The 16,124-nt window shown below is 47.5% G+C and carries 30 protein-coding genes; all 30 read left to right on the forward strand.

The window, feature by feature from the left end; genetic code table 11:
* Positions 1-615, forward strand: coding sequence for a 50S ribosomal protein L3 (gene rplC / locus B5G10_RS03200; RefSeq protein WP_025278737.1), 615 nt, complete (start codon positions 1-3; stop codon positions 613-615).
* A complete protein-coding gene (gene rplD, locus B5G10_RS03205) occupies positions 615-1,235 on the forward strand; it encodes a 50S ribosomal protein L4 (protein ID WP_087423321.1) in 621 nt (206 codons plus the stop codon). Before rplC ends, rplD begins: the two co-directional genes overlap by 1 nt.
* A gap of 18 nt (positions 1,236-1,253) precedes the next feature.
* Positions 1,254-1,544 (forward strand): 50S ribosomal protein L23, encoded by a 291-nt coding sequence (gene rplW, locus B5G10_RS03210; RefSeq protein WP_087423322.1) that lies wholly within the window; start codon positions 1,254-1,256, stop codon positions 1,542-1,544.
* A 7-nt stretch (positions 1,545-1,551) separates the two neighbouring features.
* Positions 1,552-2,376 (forward strand): 50S ribosomal protein L2, encoded by an 825-nt coding sequence (gene rplB / locus B5G10_RS03215; RefSeq protein ID WP_087423323.1) that lies wholly within the window; start codon positions 1,552-1,554, stop codon positions 2,374-2,376.
* A gap of 20 nt (positions 2,377-2,396) precedes the next feature.
* Complete coding sequence (gene rpsS / locus B5G10_RS03220) at positions 2,397-2,666, forward strand: 30S ribosomal protein S19 (RefSeq protein ID WP_025278741.1); 270 nt, start codon at positions 2,397-2,399, stop codon at positions 2,664-2,666.
* Positions 2,667-2,710: 44 nt separating this feature from the next.
* Positions 2,711-3,121, forward strand: coding sequence for a 50S ribosomal protein L22 (rplV, locus tag B5G10_RS03225; protein WP_087423324.1), 411 nt, complete (start codon positions 2,711-2,713; stop codon positions 3,119-3,121).
* Positions 3,122-3,128: 7 nt separating this feature from the next.
* Positions 3,129-3,851: a 30S ribosomal protein S3 gene (rpsC, locus tag B5G10_RS03230; protein ID WP_087423325.1), complete on the forward strand. Its 723-nt coding sequence runs from the start codon at positions 3,129-3,131 to the stop codon at positions 3,849-3,851.
* Between the two features lie 14 nt (positions 3,852-3,865).
* Positions 3,866-4,297 carry a 50S ribosomal protein L16 gene (gene rplP / locus B5G10_RS03235; RefSeq protein ID WP_087408024.1) on the forward strand — a complete coding sequence of 144 codons (432 nt, stop codon included), beginning with the start codon at positions 3,866-3,868 and terminating at the stop codon, positions 4,295-4,297.
* Positions 4,298-4,300: 3 nt separating this feature from the next.
* Positions 4,301-4,498, forward strand: coding sequence for a 50S ribosomal protein L29 (rpmC, locus tag B5G10_RS03240; RefSeq protein WP_087408025.1), 198 nt, complete (start codon positions 4,301-4,303; stop codon positions 4,496-4,498).
* Positions 4,499-4,515: 17 nt separating this feature from the next.
* Positions 4,516-4,773 (forward strand): 30S ribosomal protein S17, encoded by a 258-nt coding sequence (gene rpsQ, locus B5G10_RS03245; protein ID WP_087423326.1) that lies wholly within the window; start codon positions 4,516-4,518, stop codon positions 4,771-4,773.
* A 2-nt stretch (positions 4,774-4,775) separates the two neighbouring features.
* Positions 4,776-5,141 (forward strand): 50S ribosomal protein L14, encoded by a 366-nt coding sequence (gene rplN, locus B5G10_RS03250; protein ID WP_008862849.1) that lies wholly within the window; start codon positions 4,776-4,778, stop codon positions 5,139-5,141.
* Between the two features lie 21 nt (positions 5,142-5,162).
* A complete protein-coding gene (gene rplX, locus B5G10_RS03255; RefSeq protein WP_087423327.1) occupies positions 5,163-5,483 on the forward strand; it encodes a 50S ribosomal protein L24 in 321 nt (106 codons plus the stop codon).
* Positions 5,483-6,040 carry a 50S ribosomal protein L5 gene (rplE, locus tag B5G10_RS03260; RefSeq protein ID WP_087423328.1) on the forward strand — a complete coding sequence of 186 codons (558 nt, stop codon included), beginning with the start codon at positions 5,483-5,485 and terminating at the stop codon, positions 6,038-6,040. The genes rplX and rplE overlap by 1 nt, the downstream gene beginning before the upstream one ends.
* Positions 6,041-6,043: 3 nt before the next feature.
* Positions 6,044-6,313 carry a 30S ribosomal protein S14 gene (gene rpsN, locus B5G10_RS03265; RefSeq protein WP_008862846.1) on the forward strand — a complete coding sequence of 90 codons (270 nt, stop codon included), beginning with the start codon at positions 6,044-6,046 and terminating at the stop codon, positions 6,311-6,313.
* A 58-nt stretch (positions 6,314-6,371) separates the two neighbouring features.
* Complete coding sequence (rpsH, locus tag B5G10_RS03270; protein WP_087423329.1) at positions 6,372-6,767, forward strand: 30S ribosomal protein S8; 396 nt, start codon at positions 6,372-6,374, stop codon at positions 6,765-6,767.
* Positions 6,768-6,786: 19 nt separating this feature from the next.
* Complete coding sequence (gene rplF, locus B5G10_RS03275; protein WP_025278749.1) at positions 6,787-7,341, forward strand: 50S ribosomal protein L6; 555 nt, start codon at positions 6,787-6,789, stop codon at positions 7,339-7,341.
* Between the two features lie 19 nt (positions 7,342-7,360).
* A complete protein-coding gene (rplR, locus tag B5G10_RS03280) occupies positions 7,361-7,702 on the forward strand; it encodes a 50S ribosomal protein L18 (protein WP_087408028.1) in 342 nt (113 codons plus the stop codon).
* Between the two features lie 5 nt (positions 7,703-7,707).
* Positions 7,708-8,226 (forward strand): 30S ribosomal protein S5, encoded by a 519-nt coding sequence (gene rpsE, locus B5G10_RS03285; RefSeq protein WP_087423330.1) that lies wholly within the window; start codon positions 7,708-7,710, stop codon positions 8,224-8,226.
* A gap of 15 nt (positions 8,227-8,241) precedes the next feature.
* On the forward strand, positions 8,242-8,418 hold the full coding sequence (gene rpmD, locus B5G10_RS03290; protein ID WP_025278752.1) for a 50S ribosomal protein L30: 177 nt from the start codon (positions 8,242-8,244) through the stop codon (positions 8,416-8,418).
* A 31-nt stretch (positions 8,419-8,449) separates the two neighbouring features.
* The gene (gene rplO / locus B5G10_RS03295; protein WP_087423331.1) at positions 8,450-8,896 is read left to right on the forward strand and encodes a 50S ribosomal protein L15; all 447 of its coding nucleotides are present in this window, start codon (positions 8,450-8,452) and stop codon (positions 8,894-8,896) included.
* A gap of 4 nt (positions 8,897-8,900) precedes the next feature.
* Positions 8,901-10,220: a preprotein translocase subunit SecY gene (gene secY / locus B5G10_RS03300; RefSeq protein ID WP_087423332.1), complete on the forward strand. Its 1,320-nt coding sequence runs from the start codon at positions 8,901-8,903 to the stop codon at positions 10,218-10,220.
* A 17-nt stretch (positions 10,221-10,237) separates the two neighbouring features.
* Positions 10,238-11,020 (forward strand): type I methionyl aminopeptidase, encoded by a 783-nt coding sequence (gene map, locus B5G10_RS03305; protein WP_087423333.1) that lies wholly within the window; start codon positions 10,238-10,240, stop codon positions 11,018-11,020.
* A 9-nt stretch (positions 11,021-11,029) separates the two neighbouring features.
* On the forward strand, positions 11,030-11,248 hold the full coding sequence (gene infA, locus B5G10_RS03310; protein ID WP_025278756.1) for a translation initiation factor IF-1: 219 nt from the start codon (positions 11,030-11,032) through the stop codon (positions 11,246-11,248).
* An 11-nt stretch (positions 11,249-11,259) separates the two neighbouring features.
* Positions 11,260-11,376, forward strand: a complete 117-nt coding sequence (ykgO, locus tag B5G10_RS03315; RefSeq protein WP_008862836.1) for a type B 50S ribosomal protein L36 — start codon at positions 11,260-11,262, stop codon at positions 11,374-11,376.
* Positions 11,377-11,414: 38 nt separating this feature from the next.
* Complete coding sequence (gene rpsM / locus B5G10_RS03320) at positions 11,415-11,795, forward strand: 30S ribosomal protein S13 (protein ID WP_087408032.1); 381 nt, start codon at positions 11,415-11,417, stop codon at positions 11,793-11,795.
* A 9-nt stretch (positions 11,796-11,804) separates the two neighbouring features.
* Positions 11,805-12,194 carry a 30S ribosomal protein S11 gene (gene rpsK, locus B5G10_RS03325; protein ID WP_025278758.1) on the forward strand — a complete coding sequence of 130 codons (390 nt, stop codon included), beginning with the start codon at positions 11,805-11,807 and terminating at the stop codon, positions 12,192-12,194.
* Positions 12,195-12,314: 120 nt separating this feature from the next.
* Positions 12,315-12,923 carry a 30S ribosomal protein S4 gene (gene rpsD, locus B5G10_RS03330; RefSeq protein ID WP_025278759.1) on the forward strand — a complete coding sequence of 203 codons (609 nt, stop codon included), beginning with the start codon at positions 12,315-12,317 and terminating at the stop codon, positions 12,921-12,923.
* 8 nt (positions 12,924-12,931) lie between these two features.
* Entirely contained in the window at positions 12,932-13,924 is a 993-nt protein-coding gene (locus B5G10_RS03335) for a DNA-directed RNA polymerase subunit alpha (protein ID WP_087423334.1), read from the forward strand.
* Between the two features lie 4 nt (positions 13,925-13,928).
* Positions 13,929-14,453, forward strand: coding sequence for a 50S ribosomal protein L17 (gene rplQ, locus B5G10_RS03340; protein WP_087423335.1), 525 nt, complete (start codon positions 13,929-13,931; stop codon positions 14,451-14,453).
* A gap of 258 nt (positions 14,454-14,711) precedes the next feature.
* Positions 14,712-15,995, forward strand: coding sequence for a phosphopyruvate hydratase (gene eno / locus B5G10_RS03345; RefSeq protein ID WP_087423336.1), 1,284 nt, complete (start codon positions 14,712-14,714; stop codon positions 15,993-15,995).
* The last annotated feature ends 129 nt before the right edge of the window (positions 15,996-16,124 follow it).

A 16,124-nucleotide genomic window follows, 5' to 3' on the forward strand; every position in this document is an offset into this window, starting at 1 on the left:
ATGCCAGGATTATTAGGAAAAAAAATCGGAATGACATCCGTTTTCAGTGCCGAGGGTAAAAACGTACCATGCACTGTTATCGAAGTTGGTCCTTGTGTGGTTACGCAAATCAAAACCGTTGAAAAAGATGGTTACGAGGCTGTACAGGTAGGCTTTATCGACAAGAAAGATAAACACACCACGAAGCCCGAAGCCGGACATTTCAAGAAAGCAGGCGTAACGCCCAAGAGACACTTGGCCGAGTTCAAATTCGATACCGAATACAAATTGGGCGACACCATCGCCGTCGATTTGTTTGAAGGTGCGGATTACGTAGATGTAATCGGCGTATCAAAAGGTAAAGGTTTCCAAGGTGTAGTTAAGCGTCATGGTTTCGGCGGTGTAGGCCAGACCACTCACGGTCAGCACAACCGCTTGCGTGCCCCCGGTTCTATCGGTGCATGTTCATATCCTGCCCGCGTATTCAAGGGCACACGTATGGCCGGCCAGATGGGTAACAGCCGTGTAACCGTGCAAAACCTTCAAGTGTTAAAAGTAATACCCGAACACAATCTTTTGCTCATCAAAGGATCGGTGCCCGGAAGTAAAGGTTCAATCGTAATAATTGAGAAATAATGGAACTGAGCGTATATAACATTAAAGGTGAGGACACCGGTAAGAAGGTTGTTTTAGCCGATTCTGTATTTGGAATCGAGCCCAATGACCACGCCGTATATCTCGATGTGAAACAATACTTGGCAAACTTGCGTCAAGGTACTCACAAATCCAAAGAAAGAAGCGAAGTATCGGGTAGTACCCGCAAACTGAAAAGACAAAAAGGAACGGGCGGCGCTCGTAGCGGTGATATCAATTCGCCGGTAATGATCGGTGGTGGCCGTGTATTCGGTCCCAAACCCCGCGACTACCGTTTCAAACTGAACAAGAAAGTGAAAGAACTCGCCCGCAAATCGGCATTGACTTACAAGGCTCAGGACAATGCCATCGTGGTCGTAGAAGACTTCTCTTTCGAGGCCCCCAAAACCAAGGAATTCGTAAACTTGCTGAAAAATTTGCAAGTTGCTGATAAAAAGTCACTTTTGGTTTTACCGGAACAAAATAAAAACGTATATTTGTCGGCCCGTAATCTTACGGGAACAAATGTGATAACAGTATCGGAACTCAATACCTACAAAGTGTTGAACAACAACGCCTTGGTTTTGACAGAGGGAACGGTAGCTGCTATCAATAACTTTTGATGTAAGGAGGCTTGAAATATGGGAATAATAATTAAACCTATCGTAACAGAGAAAATGACGGCCATGGGCGAGAAATACAATCGCTATGGTTTCCGCGTGGACCCGAAGGCCGATAAGGCGCAAATCAAGAAAGCCGTAGAAGAGATGTACAACGTAACGGTCGTATCGGTAAACACGATGAACTATCGTGGCAAAAACAAAAGCCGCTACACCAAGACCGGTCTCATCTCGGGTATGACGGCCGCTTATAAGAAAGCCTTGGTTACATTGAAAGAAGGAGAAACTATTGATTTTTATAGCAATATCTAATTAAACAATGGCAGTAAGAAAATTAAAGCCCACAACACCGGGGCAAAGACACAAAGTTATTGGTGCATTTGATACAATCACTGCTAGCGCGCCAGAAAAATCTCTTGTAAGAGGTGTCAGAAAATCGGGTGGTCGTAACAATGAAGGGCATTTGACGATGCGCTACATTGGCGGCGGTCACAAGAGAAAATACAGATTGATCGACTTCAAGAGAAACAAAGACGGTGTACCCGCTACTGTAAAGACGATCGAATACGACCCGAACCGTTCGGCCCGTATCGCTCTGTTGTTCTATGCAGACGGTGAAAAACGTTACATTATTGCACCCAACGGCTTGGAAGTTGGAGCAACCTTGATGTCTGGCGAAAATGCAGCTCCTGAGGTAGGAAATGCATTGCCTCTGAAAAACATACCTATCGGTACTGTTATTCACAACATCGAGTTGCGTCCGGGTCAAGGCGCCTTCTTGGTACGCTCGGCCGGAACGTTTGCTCAGTTGACTTCGAGAGAAGGCGATTATGCAATTATCAAATTACCTTCTGGAGAAACCAGAAAAATCCTCGCAACCTGTAAAGCCACGATCGGCAGCGTAGGAAACTCGGATCACGCCCTCGAACGCTCGGGTAAAGCCGGACGCTCGCGCTGGTTGGGCCGTCGTCCTCGCAACCGTGGTGTTGTGATGAACCCTGTAGATCACCCGATGGGTGGTGGTGAAGGACGTGCATCAGGTGGACACCCCAGATCGAGAAAAGGCTTGTATGCAAAAGGTTTGAAGACCAGAGCTCCGAAGAAACACTCTTCGAAGTATATTATTGAAAGAAGGAAAAAGTAATCTGATAAATTGACAACAACATGAGTCGTTCATTAAAAAAAGGCCCATATATCAGTGTGAAGCTGGACAAAAAAGTAGCCGCGATGGAGGCATCTGGCAAGAAGTCGGTGATCAAAACCTGGTCGCGCGCATCTATGATTTCGCCTGAATTCGTAGGGCATACTTTTGCAGTACACAATGGTAATAAATTTATTCCCGTATATGTTACCGAAAACATGGTAGGCCACAAGCTCGGCGAGTTTGCTCCTACGCGTACATTCCGCGGCCATGCAGGTAACAAGAAAAAATAAGGCCTGAGGGAATGCGAGTTTTAATACAATTAAAGAATTGAAAAATGGGTGCAAGAAAAAGAGAATCAGCCAATAGAAGGAAGGAAGCTCTGAAAACTCAATATTTCGCCAAGTTGAACAACGTTCCCACCTCACCCCGTAAGATGCGCTTGGCCGCAGACATGGTAAGAGGCATGGAAGTATTCAAAGCCCTGGGCGTATTGAAGTTCTCGAACAAAGAAGCTTCGCAAAGACTGGAAAAACTGTTGCGTTCGGCCATTGCCAACTGGGAGCAAAAGAACGAGCGCAAGGCCGAAAGCGGAGAATTGTACATCTCGACAATCTATGTAGATTGCGCTGCGATGTTGAAACGTCTTCGTCCGGCTCCGCAAGGAAGAGGTTACCGTATTCGTAAACGCTCGAATCACGTAACACTGTTTGTTGATACAATAAATAAAAACGATAACAAAAACTAATTGCTGGATGGGACAGAAAGTAAATCCGATAAGTAACCGTTTGGGAATCATCAGAGGTTGGGATTCCAATTGGTATGGCGGTAAAAACTATGGTGACAGGTTGTTGGAAGACAGCAAGATCCGGAAGTATTTGAATGCCCGTCTTGCAAAAGCCAGCGTTTCGCGCATAGTTATAGAACGTACGTTGAAGTTGATAACCATTACCGTGTGCACGGCTCGTCCGGGCCTGATCATCGGTAAAGGCGGTCAAGAGGTTGACAAGCTCAAGGAAGAGTTGAAGAAAATTACCGACAAGGACGTACAAATCAATATCTACGAGGTAAAACGCCCCGAACTTGACGCCGAAATCGTGGCCAGCAACATCGCTCGCCAAATCGAAGGCAAAATCGCCTACCGTCGCGCCGTAAAAATGGCCATCGCCTCGACGATGCGCATGGGTGCCGAAGGTATCAAAGTACAAGTATCGGGCCGTTTGAACGGCGCCGAAATGGCTCGTTCCGAAATGTACAAAGAGGGCAGAACCCCCCTGCATACATTGCGTGCCGATATTGACTATGCCTTGGTAGAAGCTCTTACGAAAGTAGGAATCATCGGTATCAAGGTTTGGATCTGCCGTGGCGAAATCTACGGAAAGAAAGACCTGGCTCCTGCCTACACCAACAACGCCAAAGAAGGCCGTGGTAACGGAGGACCGAAAAAGGGCTTCAGAAAACCCAAAACTAACCGCTAAACGAAAATTGAACTATGTTACAACCGAAAAAAACTAAATTCAGAAGACAGCAAAAAGGTCGCCAAAAGGGCAATGCCCAACGAGGCAACCAGCTGGCTTTCGGCTCTTTCGGCATTAAGTCGTTAGATACGAAATGGATTACAGGTCGTCAAATCGAGGCCGCTCGTGTTGCTGTAACACGTTATATGCAACGTCAGGGTCAGATTTGGATCCGTATATTTCCCGATAAACCTATTACTAAGAAACCGGCCGATGTACGTATGGGTAAAGGTAAAGGTAATCCCGAAGGATTCGTATTCCCCATCACACCGGGTCGTGTTATTATCGAGGTAGAAGGTGTACCCTATGAGATCGCCAAGGAAGCCCTGCGCCTGGGAGCACAGAAACTTCCCATTACTACTAAGTTCGTTGTACGTCGTGACTACGACGCCAGTCAAAATGTGTAAGTTATGAAAAAAGCAGAAGTAAAAGAATTAGGCTCCAAAGAGTTGCAAGAGAGATTGGACGCAGCCGTAGCTGCCCTCAACCAAATGGAGATCAATCACAGCATCTCGCCGTTGGACAGTCCTGCTAAAATAACTCACGAACGCAGGATGATTGCGCGCATGAAAACCGAGTTGCGCAAACGTGAACTTAATAAAAAATAATCAGCCACATATCTAAGATGGAAAGTAGAAATTTAAGAAAAGAGAGAGTCGGCGTGGTTTCCAGCAACAAAATGGAGAAGACCATCACGGTAACCGTGAAATGGAAAGAGAAACACCCGATCTATGGTAAATTCGTGAACAAGACGAAGAAATACCATGCTCATGACGAGAAGAACGAATGCAACATCGGTGATACCGTGCGGCTGATGGAAACTCGTCCTTTGAGCAAAACAAAGAGATGGAGAGTAGTAGAAATCATCGAAAGAGCTAAGTAATTATGATACAACAAGAATCAAGACTTACAGTAGCTGATAACAGCGGAGCTAAGGAAGCTCTTTGTATTCGCGTGTTGGGCGGTACCGGTCGCCGTTATGCATCGGTAGGCGATGTAATCGTCGTAGCGATCAAAAGCGCTATCCCCTCGAGCGATGTGAAAAAAGGCGCCGTATCGAAAGCCATTATCGTGCGCACGAAAAAAGAAATCCGTCGTCAGGACGGTTCCTACATTCGCTTCGACGACAATGCCTGTGTATTGTTGAACAATGCGGGTGAGTTGCGCGGTAGCCGTATCTTCGGCCCGGTAGCCAGAGAGTTGCGTGCCGTAAACATGAAAATCGTGTCGTTGGCACCCGAAGTACTTTAATCGAATAAAGTGAAAGATTAAATGAGCAAGTTACATATCAAAAAGGGAGATACAGTCTATGTAAACGCCGGCGAAGACAAAGGCAAGACCGGTCGTGTGCTGAGCGTGTTGGTAAAAGAGCAACGCGCCCTCGTAGAAGGTATCAACATGGTATCCAAGAGTACCAAACCCAATGCCAAAAACCCCCAGGGAGGTATAGTGAAGAAAGAAGCTCCTATTCATATTTCCAACTTGAATCTTCTCGATCCGAAAACCGGGAAACCTACCCGCATCGGCCGGAAGAAAAATGAAGCAGGCGTTTCAATACGTTATTCCAAAAAATCAGGAGAGGAGATTAAGTAATGAACAACACCGCAAATCTGAAGAAAGAATATCTTGAAAAAATCGTGCCCGCCCTGCAAAAAGAGTTCAACTACTCGTCGATCATGCAGGTGCCCGTTTTGAAAAAGATCGTCATCAACCAAGGTCTTGGAGAAGCAACGGCCGACAAGAAAATCATCGAAACCGCCATCAACGAGTTGACGGCCATCACCGGTCAGAAAGCAGTGGCAACCCTCTCGCGCAAAGATATCTCGAATTTCAAGCTGCGTAAGAAAATGCCCATCGGTGTAATGGTAACCCTCCGTCACGAGCGCATGTACGAGTTCCTGGAGCGTCTGGTACGCGTATCTCTTCCCCGTATCCGCGACTTCAAAGGTATCGAAAGCAAACTCGATGGACGAGGCAACTACACCCTCGGAATTCAGGAACAAATCATTTTCCCTGAAATAAATATCGATAGTATTACCAAAATTATGGGAATGAATATTACCTTTGTAACCTCAGCCAAAACCGACGAGGAAGGGTATGCTCTTCTCAAAGCATTTGGCTTACCTTTTAAAAACGCAAAAAAAGACTAAGATATGGCAAAAGAATCGATGAAAGCTCGTGAAGTGAAGAGAGCCAAACTGGTTGCCAAATATGCCGAAAAGAAAAAACAACTCAAGGCAGAAGGCAATTACGAAGCCCTTCAACTGTTGCCGAAAAACGCCTCGCGTGTACGTTTACACAACCGTTGCAAAATCACCGGTCGTCCCAAAGGATACATCCGTCAGTTTGGGATTTCTCGTATTCAGTTCCGCGAAATGGCTTCGGCAGGACTTATCCCGGGCGTAAAGAAAGCAAGCTGGTAATTATTTTTAGTGTTAAATATTGTCCGGAGACTCCGGATCAATTTAAACAAATTTTTATATGACAGATCCAATAGCAGATTATCTGACAAGATTGAGAAACGCCATCAAAGCTCACCACAGAGTTGTTGAAGTGCCTTCCTCGAGATTGAAAAAAGAAATCACGAAAATCCTTTTTGAAAAAGGCTACATTCTCAATTACAAGTTTGTAGAAGACGGTCCCCGAGGCACCATCAAGATTGCCTTGAAGTACGACCCCGTAAACAAAGTGAGCGCAATCCAAAAGCTGATCCGTATATCGAGCCCGGGTTTGCGCCGTTATACCGGCTATAAAGACATGCCGCGTGTATTGAATGGTTTGGGTATTGCAATTCTCTCCACCTCGAAAGGCGTGATGACCAACAAAGAGGCCAGCGACCTGAAGATTGGCGGTGAGGTATTATGTTACATTTACTAATTAAAAGGAGGTATATATTATGTCAAGAATAGGAAAATTGCCCATAGTAGTACCCGCCGGAGTTACCGTTACTATCTCCGGAAATGAGGTAAAGGTAAAAGGACCCAAAGGGGAGCTGTCACAGACCGTATCGCCCGAAATTAAAGTTGAAATGGTTGACGGGGCAATTCATGTGACCCGGCCTAATGATGAGAAACAGACACGTGCCCTTCACGGTCTCTACCGTGCCTTGATCCACAACATGGTGGTAGGTGTTTCGGAGGGTTACAAGAAAGAGATGGAACTGGTGGGCGTAGGTTATCGTGCCCAAAGCCAAGGCCAGGTACTCGAGCTTTCGCTCGGCTACTCACACGCCATCTTCTTGAGACTTCCTGCCGAAATCAAGGTAGAAGCCAAATCGGAGAGAAACAAAAACCCGTTGATTATTCTCGAATCGTGCGACAAGCAACTGATTGGCCAGGTATGCGCCAAAATCCGTTCGCTGCGCAAGCCCGAGCCTTACAAGGGTAAAGGTATCAAGTTCGTTGGTGAGGTAATCCGCAGAAAATCGGGTAAATCGGCAGGTGCCAAATAATCATTAAACAGGTATTATCATGACAACGAAGATAGAAAGAAGACTCAAAATCAAAACCCGCATACGCGGCAAAGTTTCCGGTACGGCCGAGCGTCCCCGTATGACGGTGTTTAGAAGCAATAAGCAAATATATGTGCAATTGGTCGATGACCTCACCGGCAGAACTCTTGCCGCCGCCTCCTCCAGAGGAATGGAAGCCGCTCCCAAAAAAGAGATGGCAGCCAAAGTAGGTGAAGCAATCGCCAAGAAAGCACAGGAAGCCGGAATTACCACGGTTGTATTTGACCGCAACGGTTACCTGTATCATGGGAGAGTAAAAGAATTAGCTGATGCTGCCCGCAATGGTGGCCTTAAATTTTAATCGTCATGACAGGAAAAATAAATAGAGTAAAATCAACAAACGACATCGAGTTGAAAGACCGTCTGGTTGCCATCAACCGTGTAACGAAAGTAACCAAAGGTGGTCGTACGTTCAGCTTTTCGGCAATTGTTGTAGTAGGCAACGAAGCCGGTATCGTAGGCTGGGGCCTGGGAAAAGCGAGCGAAGTAACCACCGCTATCGCCAAAGGCGTGGAAGCCGCCAAGAAGAACCTGGTAAAAGTACCGGTGCTTAAAGGCACAATTCCCCACGATCAGTTGGCCAAATTCGGCGGTGCCCTCGTGTATATCAAACCTGCTTCTCCGGGTACCGGAGTAAAGGCCGGTGGTGCCATGCGTGCCGTTCTCGAGAGCGTAGGTATCACCGACGTGCTCGCCAAATCGAAAGGTTCGTCCAACCCCCACAACCTGGTGAAAGCCACGATTGCTGCTTTGTGCGAACTGAGAGATGCGGCTACCGTCGCCAAAAACAGAGGCATCTCTGTAGAAAAAGTCTTTAAAGGTTAATACGGAGGACAAGCAATGGAAAAGATAAAAATCAAACAAGTAAAGAGCCGCATCAATTGCCCTGCTGTACAAAAGAAGACACTTGATGCACTGGGCCTGAGAAAACTCAACCATGTCGTAGAACACGACGCTACCCCCCAAATCCTGGGCATGGTAGAGAAGGTAAAACACCTGGTGAAAGTAGTTGAGTAATTTTATCCATCGATTAAAAAAAGTAACAAATATGGACTTGAGTAATTTAAAACCCGCCGAAGGGTCAACCAAAACAAGAAAGAGAATCGGTCGCGGACCGGGTTCGGGTTTGGGTGGAACTTCTACCAGAGGTCATAAAGGAGCAAAGTCGCGTTCGGGTTACAAACGCAAAATCGGTTTCGAGGGTGGTCAGATGCCTCTCCAACGCCGTGTTCCTAAATTTGGCTTCAAGAATATCAACCGTGTAGAGTACAAAGGCATCAACCTCGAGGCTTTGCAAGCTCTGGCCGATAGCCAGAAATTGGAGAAAATCGACATTGAAACACTTGTGGCTGCCGGGTATATCTCTTCAAATCAGTTAGTGAAAATTCTTGGTAAAGGTGCTCTTACGGCCAAATTGGAGGTATCTGCTCACGCATTCTCCAAAACTGCCGAAGCTGCCATCGTTGCCGCAGGTGGAACAGTAGTCAAACTCTAATACAATGAGAGCAATAGAAACTATAAAAAACATTTGGAAAATCGAAGACCTCCGCAAGCGTATCATCACCACCATTCTGTTGGTGCTGGTATATCGCGTGGGGTCATACGTCGTGCTTCCGGGTATCGATCCTGCCAATCTGGACGCCTTGCGCAACCAGACGAGCAAGGGTCTGATGCAGTTGCTCGATATGTTTTCGGGAGGTGCATTCTCCAACGCCTCGATTTTTGCATTGGGAATCATGCCTTATATCACCGCCTCGATTGTGATACAATTGTTGGGTATGGTGATGCCCTCGTTCCAGAAGCTGCAACGCGAAGGCGAGAGCGGTCGTACGAAACTTAACCAATACACCCGCTATTTGACCGTTATCATTCTGCTCATGCAAGGTCCTGCCTACCTGGTGAACCTGCGCGTGCAAATGGGGCCAGTATTTCCTTCCGGTTGGTTGTTTATAGTTTCTTCTACAATCGTGCTTGCTGCCGGCAGTATGTTTATCATGTGGCTGGGCGAACGTATCACCGACAAAGGTATCGGTAACGGTATCTCGTTTATCATCCTGGTCGGTATCATCGCTCGTTTGCCGCTGGCTTTCGCCGCCGAGTTTACCAGCCGTCTGGCTTCGAAACAAGGTGGTTTGGTGATGTTCCTGATCGAGATTGTCTTCCTGCTGGCCGTTATCGCCGCAGCAATTCTGCTCGTACAAGGCACCCGGAAAGTCCCCGTACAATATGCCAAGCGTATTGTAGGTAACAAACAGTATGGCGGCGCTCGCCAGTATATCCCCTTGAAGGTAAACACGGCCGGTGTAATGCCTATCATCTTTGCACAGGCCATCATGTTTATCCCCATCACCATTGCCGGGTTCAGCGTTACCAACGCAAGCTCGTTCTGGCAATCGTTCATGTCGATGACGGGATTCTGGTACAACTTTGTGTTCGCATTCCTTATCATAGTATTTACCTACTTCTATACGGCAATCACCGTGCAACCCACGCAAATGGCCGAGGATATGAAACGCAACAACGGTTTTATCCCCGGTGTGAAACCCGGTAAGAAGACGGCCGACTATCTCGACTCGATCATGTCGAGAATCACCTTGCCCGGATCTATTTTCCTGGCTATCGTGGCCATCCTGCCGGCCTTTGCCCAGATTTGCGGTGTAAGCGCCGAGTTCGCTCAGTTCTTTGGCGGAACCTCGCTGCTCATCTTGGTAGGTGTAGTACTGGATACTTTGCAACAGATTGAAAGCCATTTAATGATGCGTCACTACGACGGTCTGATGAAATCGGGCAGAATAAAAGGTCGTAGCGGGGCTTATTAAAACAAGGAGTATAGATAATGATTTATCTTAAAACAGACGAAGAGATAGAGTTGATGCGGGAGAGTAATCTCTTGGTGGGCATGACGCTGGGCGAAATGGCCAAGTGGGTAGCTCCGGGGATTACCACCCTCAAACTCGACAAGATAGCCGAAGAGTTTATCCGGGACCACGGGGCCGAACCCGGTTTCCTGGGATATGCCGGCTATCCCAACTCTCTTTGCATCTCGGTCAACGAGGTGATTGTACACGGCATTCCCAACAGCTATGCCCTGCGCGAAGGCGATATCGTATCGATCGACTGCGGTGTAGTGAAAAACGGCTTCAATGGCGATTCGGCCTATACCTTCTGTGTAGGAGAGGTCGCTCCCGAAGTGAAACAGCTGCTCAAGACCACCAAAGAGTCGCTCTATCTGGGCATTGAACATGCTGTCGAAGGGAAACGCATAGGCGATATTGGCCATGCCATTCAAACCTATTGCGAGGCTCGTGGTTATTCTGTAGTACGGGAATTGTGCGGACACGGCGTAGGGAAGAACCTTCACGAAGAGCCCAATGTCCCCAATTATGGCCGCCCGGGAACGGGTCCGCTGCTGAAAAACGGGATGTGTATTGCCATCGAGCCCATGATCAACCTGGGCGCACGCAATATCGTCATCGAGCGCGACGGATGGACCACCCGCACGAGAGATCGTAAACCGTCTGCGCACTTCGAGCACACGGTTGCCATTAAGGGAGGGAAAGCCGATATACTTTCCTCATTTGAGTACATAGAGCAAGTTTTAGGAGACAAATCAATTTAACTATAATTTATGGCGAAGCAAGCTGCAATAGAACAAGATGGTGTAATCGTGGAGGCATTGTCGAATGCCATGTTCCGCGTAGAGTTGGAAAACGGGCATGAGATAACCGCCCATATTTCGGGAAAGATGCGTATGCATTTCATCAAGATCCTTCCCGGCGATAAAGTGCGCATCGAAATGTCACCCTACGATTTGACCAAAGGAAGAATTGCTTTTAGATATAAATAAAAAACGACAATATGAAAGTAAGAGCATCATTGAAAAAACGTACGCCCGATAGCAAGATCGTGAGAAGACACGGCCGTTTGTACGTAATTAACAAGAAAAATCCTAAGTATAAACAACGTCAAGGATAATTTTATTATTAATTTTGCAAATTAAAAGATTCTAATATATGGCAATAAGAATTGTTGGTGTAGACCTGCCGCAAAATAAAAGAGGAGAAATCGCCTTGACCTATATCTATGGTATCGGTCGTAGCGCGGCTAATTCCATTTTGAGTAAAGCCGGCATTGACAAAGACATCAAAGTGAAAGATTGGACCGACGACCAGTCGGCAAAAGTACGTGAAATCATCAGTACCGAGTATAAGGTGGAGGGTGACCTTCGTACCGAAATACAGCTGAACATCAAACGTCTTATGGATATCGGTTGCTACCGTGGTATCCGTCACCGTATCGGTTTGCCTGTGAGAGGCCAGAGCACCAAGAACAACGCTCGTACACGTAAAGGTAAAAAGAAAACCGTTGCAAATAAGAAAAAAGCTACTAAATAATAAGTAAGTATGGCAAAAAAAACAGTCGCAGCAAAGAAGAGGATTGTAAAGGTTGATGCCGTTGGCCAGGCCCATATCCATTCTTCGTTCAACAACATCATTGTAACGCTTGCCAACAGCGAGGGTCAGGTGATCTCGTGGTCGTCGGCAGGTAAAATGGGCTTCAGAGGCTCTAAGAAAAATACTCCTTATGCCGCTCAAATGGCCGCACAAGATTGTGCAAAAGTGGCTTATGACCTGGGCTTGAGGAAAGTTAAAGCCTATGTAAAAGGCCCCGGAAACGGCCGTGAATCGGCTGTGAGAACTATTCATGGTGCCGGTATCGAGGTAACCGAGATTATCGACGTAACTCCGCTGCCGCACAATGGTTGTCGTCCTCCTAAGAGAAGAAGAGTTTAAATTTTCTTTATTTGTAAACAGAGAATCCCGAACAGTGAATAAGATTGCATATTAATCCTCTCTGCAATCGCGGCTGCACTCTTCTCGGTTCGCAATATTAATTATTAAAAAACTTTAGAAATGGCAAGATATACCGGACCTAGAACCAAAATCGCTCGTAAATTTGGCGAAGCTATTTTTGGCCCCGATAAAGTTCTTACGAAGAAGAACTATCCCCCGGGACAACACGGCATCAACAAGAGAAGAAAAACTTCCGAGTATGGCGTTCAGCTTCGTGAAAAGCAAAAAGCCAAATACACTTACGGTGTATTGGAAAGACAATTTAGAAACCTGTTTGAGAAAGCTTCGCGCACCAAAGGTGTGAAAGGTGAAGTGCTCCTTCAACTGCTCGAAGCCCGTCTCGACAATGTCGTATTCCGTTTGGGTATCGCTCCCACGCGTGCCGCAGCCCGTCAGCTCGTGCTGCACCGTCACATCGTTGTCGATGGCAAGGTGGTGAATATCCCGTCGTATTCGGTTAAACCCGGCCAGGTAGTTGGCGTTCGTGAGAAAGCCAAATCGCTCGAGGTAATAGCCGATGCACTTGCTGGATTCAATCACAGCAAATATCCTTGGTTAGAGTGGGACGAGAGCTTGAAGAGCGGTAAATTGTTGCATTTGCCCGAAAGAGCCGATATCCCTGAAAACATTAAAGAACAGTTGATCGTTGAGTTGTATTCTAAACAATAATTGATTCCATGGCGATATTAGCATTTCAAAAACCCGATAAAGTATTAATGCTGGAGGCGGACAATTTTTTCGGTAAATTCGAATTCCGTCCGTTGGAGCCCGGCTACGGTGTTACCGTGGGTAACGCCCTGCGCCGTATCCTCCTCTCCTCGCTCGAAGGTTTTGCGATTACGTCGATTCGTATCGATGGCGTAAAGCATGAGTTTTCTACGATTCCCGGTGTTATCGAGGACGTGACAAACGTGATTCTGAACCTCAAGAAGGTACGTTTCAAACAAGTCGTTGAAGAAATCGAGAATGAAAAAGTAACCATTACTGTTTCGGGTACGGAAGTGTTCAAGGCAGGAGATATCGGTAAATCGCTTACCGGTTTCGAAGTGTTGAACCCCGACTTGGTTATTTGCCATTTGGATTCAAGCGCAAGTTTTCAAATAGATATCACCATCAACAAAGGCCGTGGCTACGTTCCCGCCGATGAGAACCGCAACCCCGCCGACGATGTGAATGTAATTCCTATCGATTCGATTTATACCCCGATTCGGAATGTGAAATATTCTGTTGAAAATTTCCGCGTAGAACAGAAAACGGACTACGAAAAACTGATTCTTGAGATTACAACCGATGGTTCCATTCACCCCAAAGAGGCGTTGAAAGAGGCCGCCAAAATCTTGATTTACCACTTCATGTTGTTCTCCGACGAGAAGATTACGCTCGAGACCAACGATGCCGATGGTAACGAAGAGTTCGACGAAGAAGTATTGCACATGCGCCAGTTGCTCAAAACCAAACTGGTCGATATGGACTTGTCGGTACGCGCCCTCAACTGCTTGAAATCGGCCGATGTCGAGACCCTTGGCGAACTCGTGGTATTCAACAAAACCGATTTGTTGAAGTTCCGCAACTTCGGTAAGAAATCGCTCACCGAGCTCGATGAGCTTTTGGCCAACCTGGGCCTTTCGTTTGGAATGGATATCTCGAAATATAAATTAGATAAAGAGTAAAACGATGAGACATAATAAAAAATTCAACCACCTGGGTCGTACCAAAGCTCACCGCGACGCTATGTTGTCCAATATGGCTACATCTTTGATTCTGCACAAGAGAATCTTCACCACGTTGGCCAAAGCCAAAGCGCTGAGAATGTATGTTGAGCCCCTGATCAATCGCGCCAAAGAAGATACTACCGCTTCGCGTCGTGTAGTATTCCGCTATTTGCAGAGCAAAGAGGCCGTTACCGAATTGTTCAAAGAGATTTCGGTGAAAATCGCCGATCGTCCCGGAGGATACACCCGTATCTTGAAAACGGGCAACCGTCTGGGCGACAATGCAGCAACCTGCTTCATCGAACTCGTTGACTACAACGAGAACATGCTGAAGGAAAAAGCCGCTAAGAAAGCAACTCGTACCCGTCGTTCGAGAAAGAGCGCCGCTCCTGTTGCCGAAGCTGCTGCTCCTGCCGCCGAGGCTCCCGCTGCTGAAGCTCCTGCAACTCCCGAGGCTCCCGCTGCCGAAGAGAAAGCCGCAGAATAATAGATTGATTTATTGCTATATAGTAAAAAGCTCTCTGAGTAATCAGAGGGCTTTTTATTTTTCCATACCGTTTGCACTCCTCTTGAATACAACTCACGGCTATTACCCTTCAAGGCAGGAGAGTCGCCTATGGACCGCTCAAGAGGAGGTAAGCTATATGTCCGAGAGCAGGTTAAAAATAATTAAAGCCAAATCTCCGATAGGGAAAAATACGGCAGAATCTGTTTTGAATGAATCACCCATTAAATTTTTATGAGTATGGAGAAAATAGCAAAAATTCAAGCCCGCGAGATACTCGACTCACGGGGAAATCCCACGGTCGAAGTCGATGTTGTACTCGACTCGGGTATCATGGGGCGCGCAGCCGTTCCCTCGGGAGCCTCCACCGGAGCGCACGAAGCCCTCGAATTGCGCGATGGCGATAAGTCGCGCTACGGCGGGAAAGGGGTCGAGAAGGCCGTTCGCCATGTCAACGAAGTCATTGCTAAGGCCCTTGTTGGGGCCGACCCCTTCGAGCAGAGCCGCATAGACCGGCAACTGATCGATCTCGACGGTACCCCCACGAAGTCGAAACTGGGAGCCAATGCCATCCTGGGCGTCTCCCTGGCGGTAGCCAAAGCCGCTGCGGCACAACTGGGCATACCCCTCTATCGCTACATAGGCGGTGCCGACACCTATGTCATGCCCGTGCCCATGATGAATATCATCAACGGAGGTTCACACTCCGATGCCCCCATTGCCTTCCAAGAGTTCATGATACGGCCCGTAGGAGCATCCTCCTTCAAAGAGGGGTTGCGCATGGGTGCCGAGGTCTTCCATGCCTTGAAAAAGGTTCTTCATGACAAAGGCCTGAGTACCGCCGTGGGCGACGAGGGTGGATTTGCTCCCGCACTACCCGGTACCGAAGCCGCCATAGAGACCATTCTCGATGCCGTGAAACAAGCCGGCTATATGCCCGGGCGCGACATACGCATTGCGCTCGATTGTGCCTCCTCCGAGTTCTATACCGACGGACTCTACGATTACACCCGCTTCGAAGGCCCCGGTGGTGTCAAACGCACCACGCAGCAACAGGCCGAGTATCTGCAAGACCTCATTATGCGTTATCCCATAGACTCGATCGAAGATGGCATGAGCGAGGACGACTGGGAGGGCTGGCGCCTCTTGACCGACCTGATTGGCGATAAATGCCAACTCGTGGGCGACGACCTCTTCGTTACCAACGTTGAGTATCTGGCGAAAGGGATTCGCAAGCATTGTGCCAACTCCATCCTGGTAAAACTTAACCAGATAGGTACCCTCACCGAAACCCTTCGAGCTGTCCAGCTGGCGCAACGCAACGGCTACACCGCCGTCATCTCTCACCGTTCGGGTGAGACCGAAGATGCCACCATAGCCGATATTGCCGTAGCCACCAATGCCGGGCAAATTAAAACCGGTTCGCTCAGCCGTTCCGATCGCATGGCCAAGTACAACCAATTGCTGCGCATCGAAGAAGAGCTGGGTTGCGTAGCCCAGTATGGCTATAAAACCCTAGTATGATTCCCCCCTCATCGTCCCTGTCGCGAAGAAACGAGGCAGGGACGAAAATTTTATAAAAAAATATTGGTGTATAATAGGGTGAAAATGGGGGAGTTGGAGAAAAAGTATGTTTTACAGCATAAAAAAGTA

The sequence above is a fragment of the Barnesiella sp. An55 genome (genome assembly GCF_002161555.1).
Lineage (GTDB): Bacteria > Bacteroidota > Bacteroidia > Bacteroidales > Barnesiellaceae > Barnesiella > Barnesiella merdipullorum.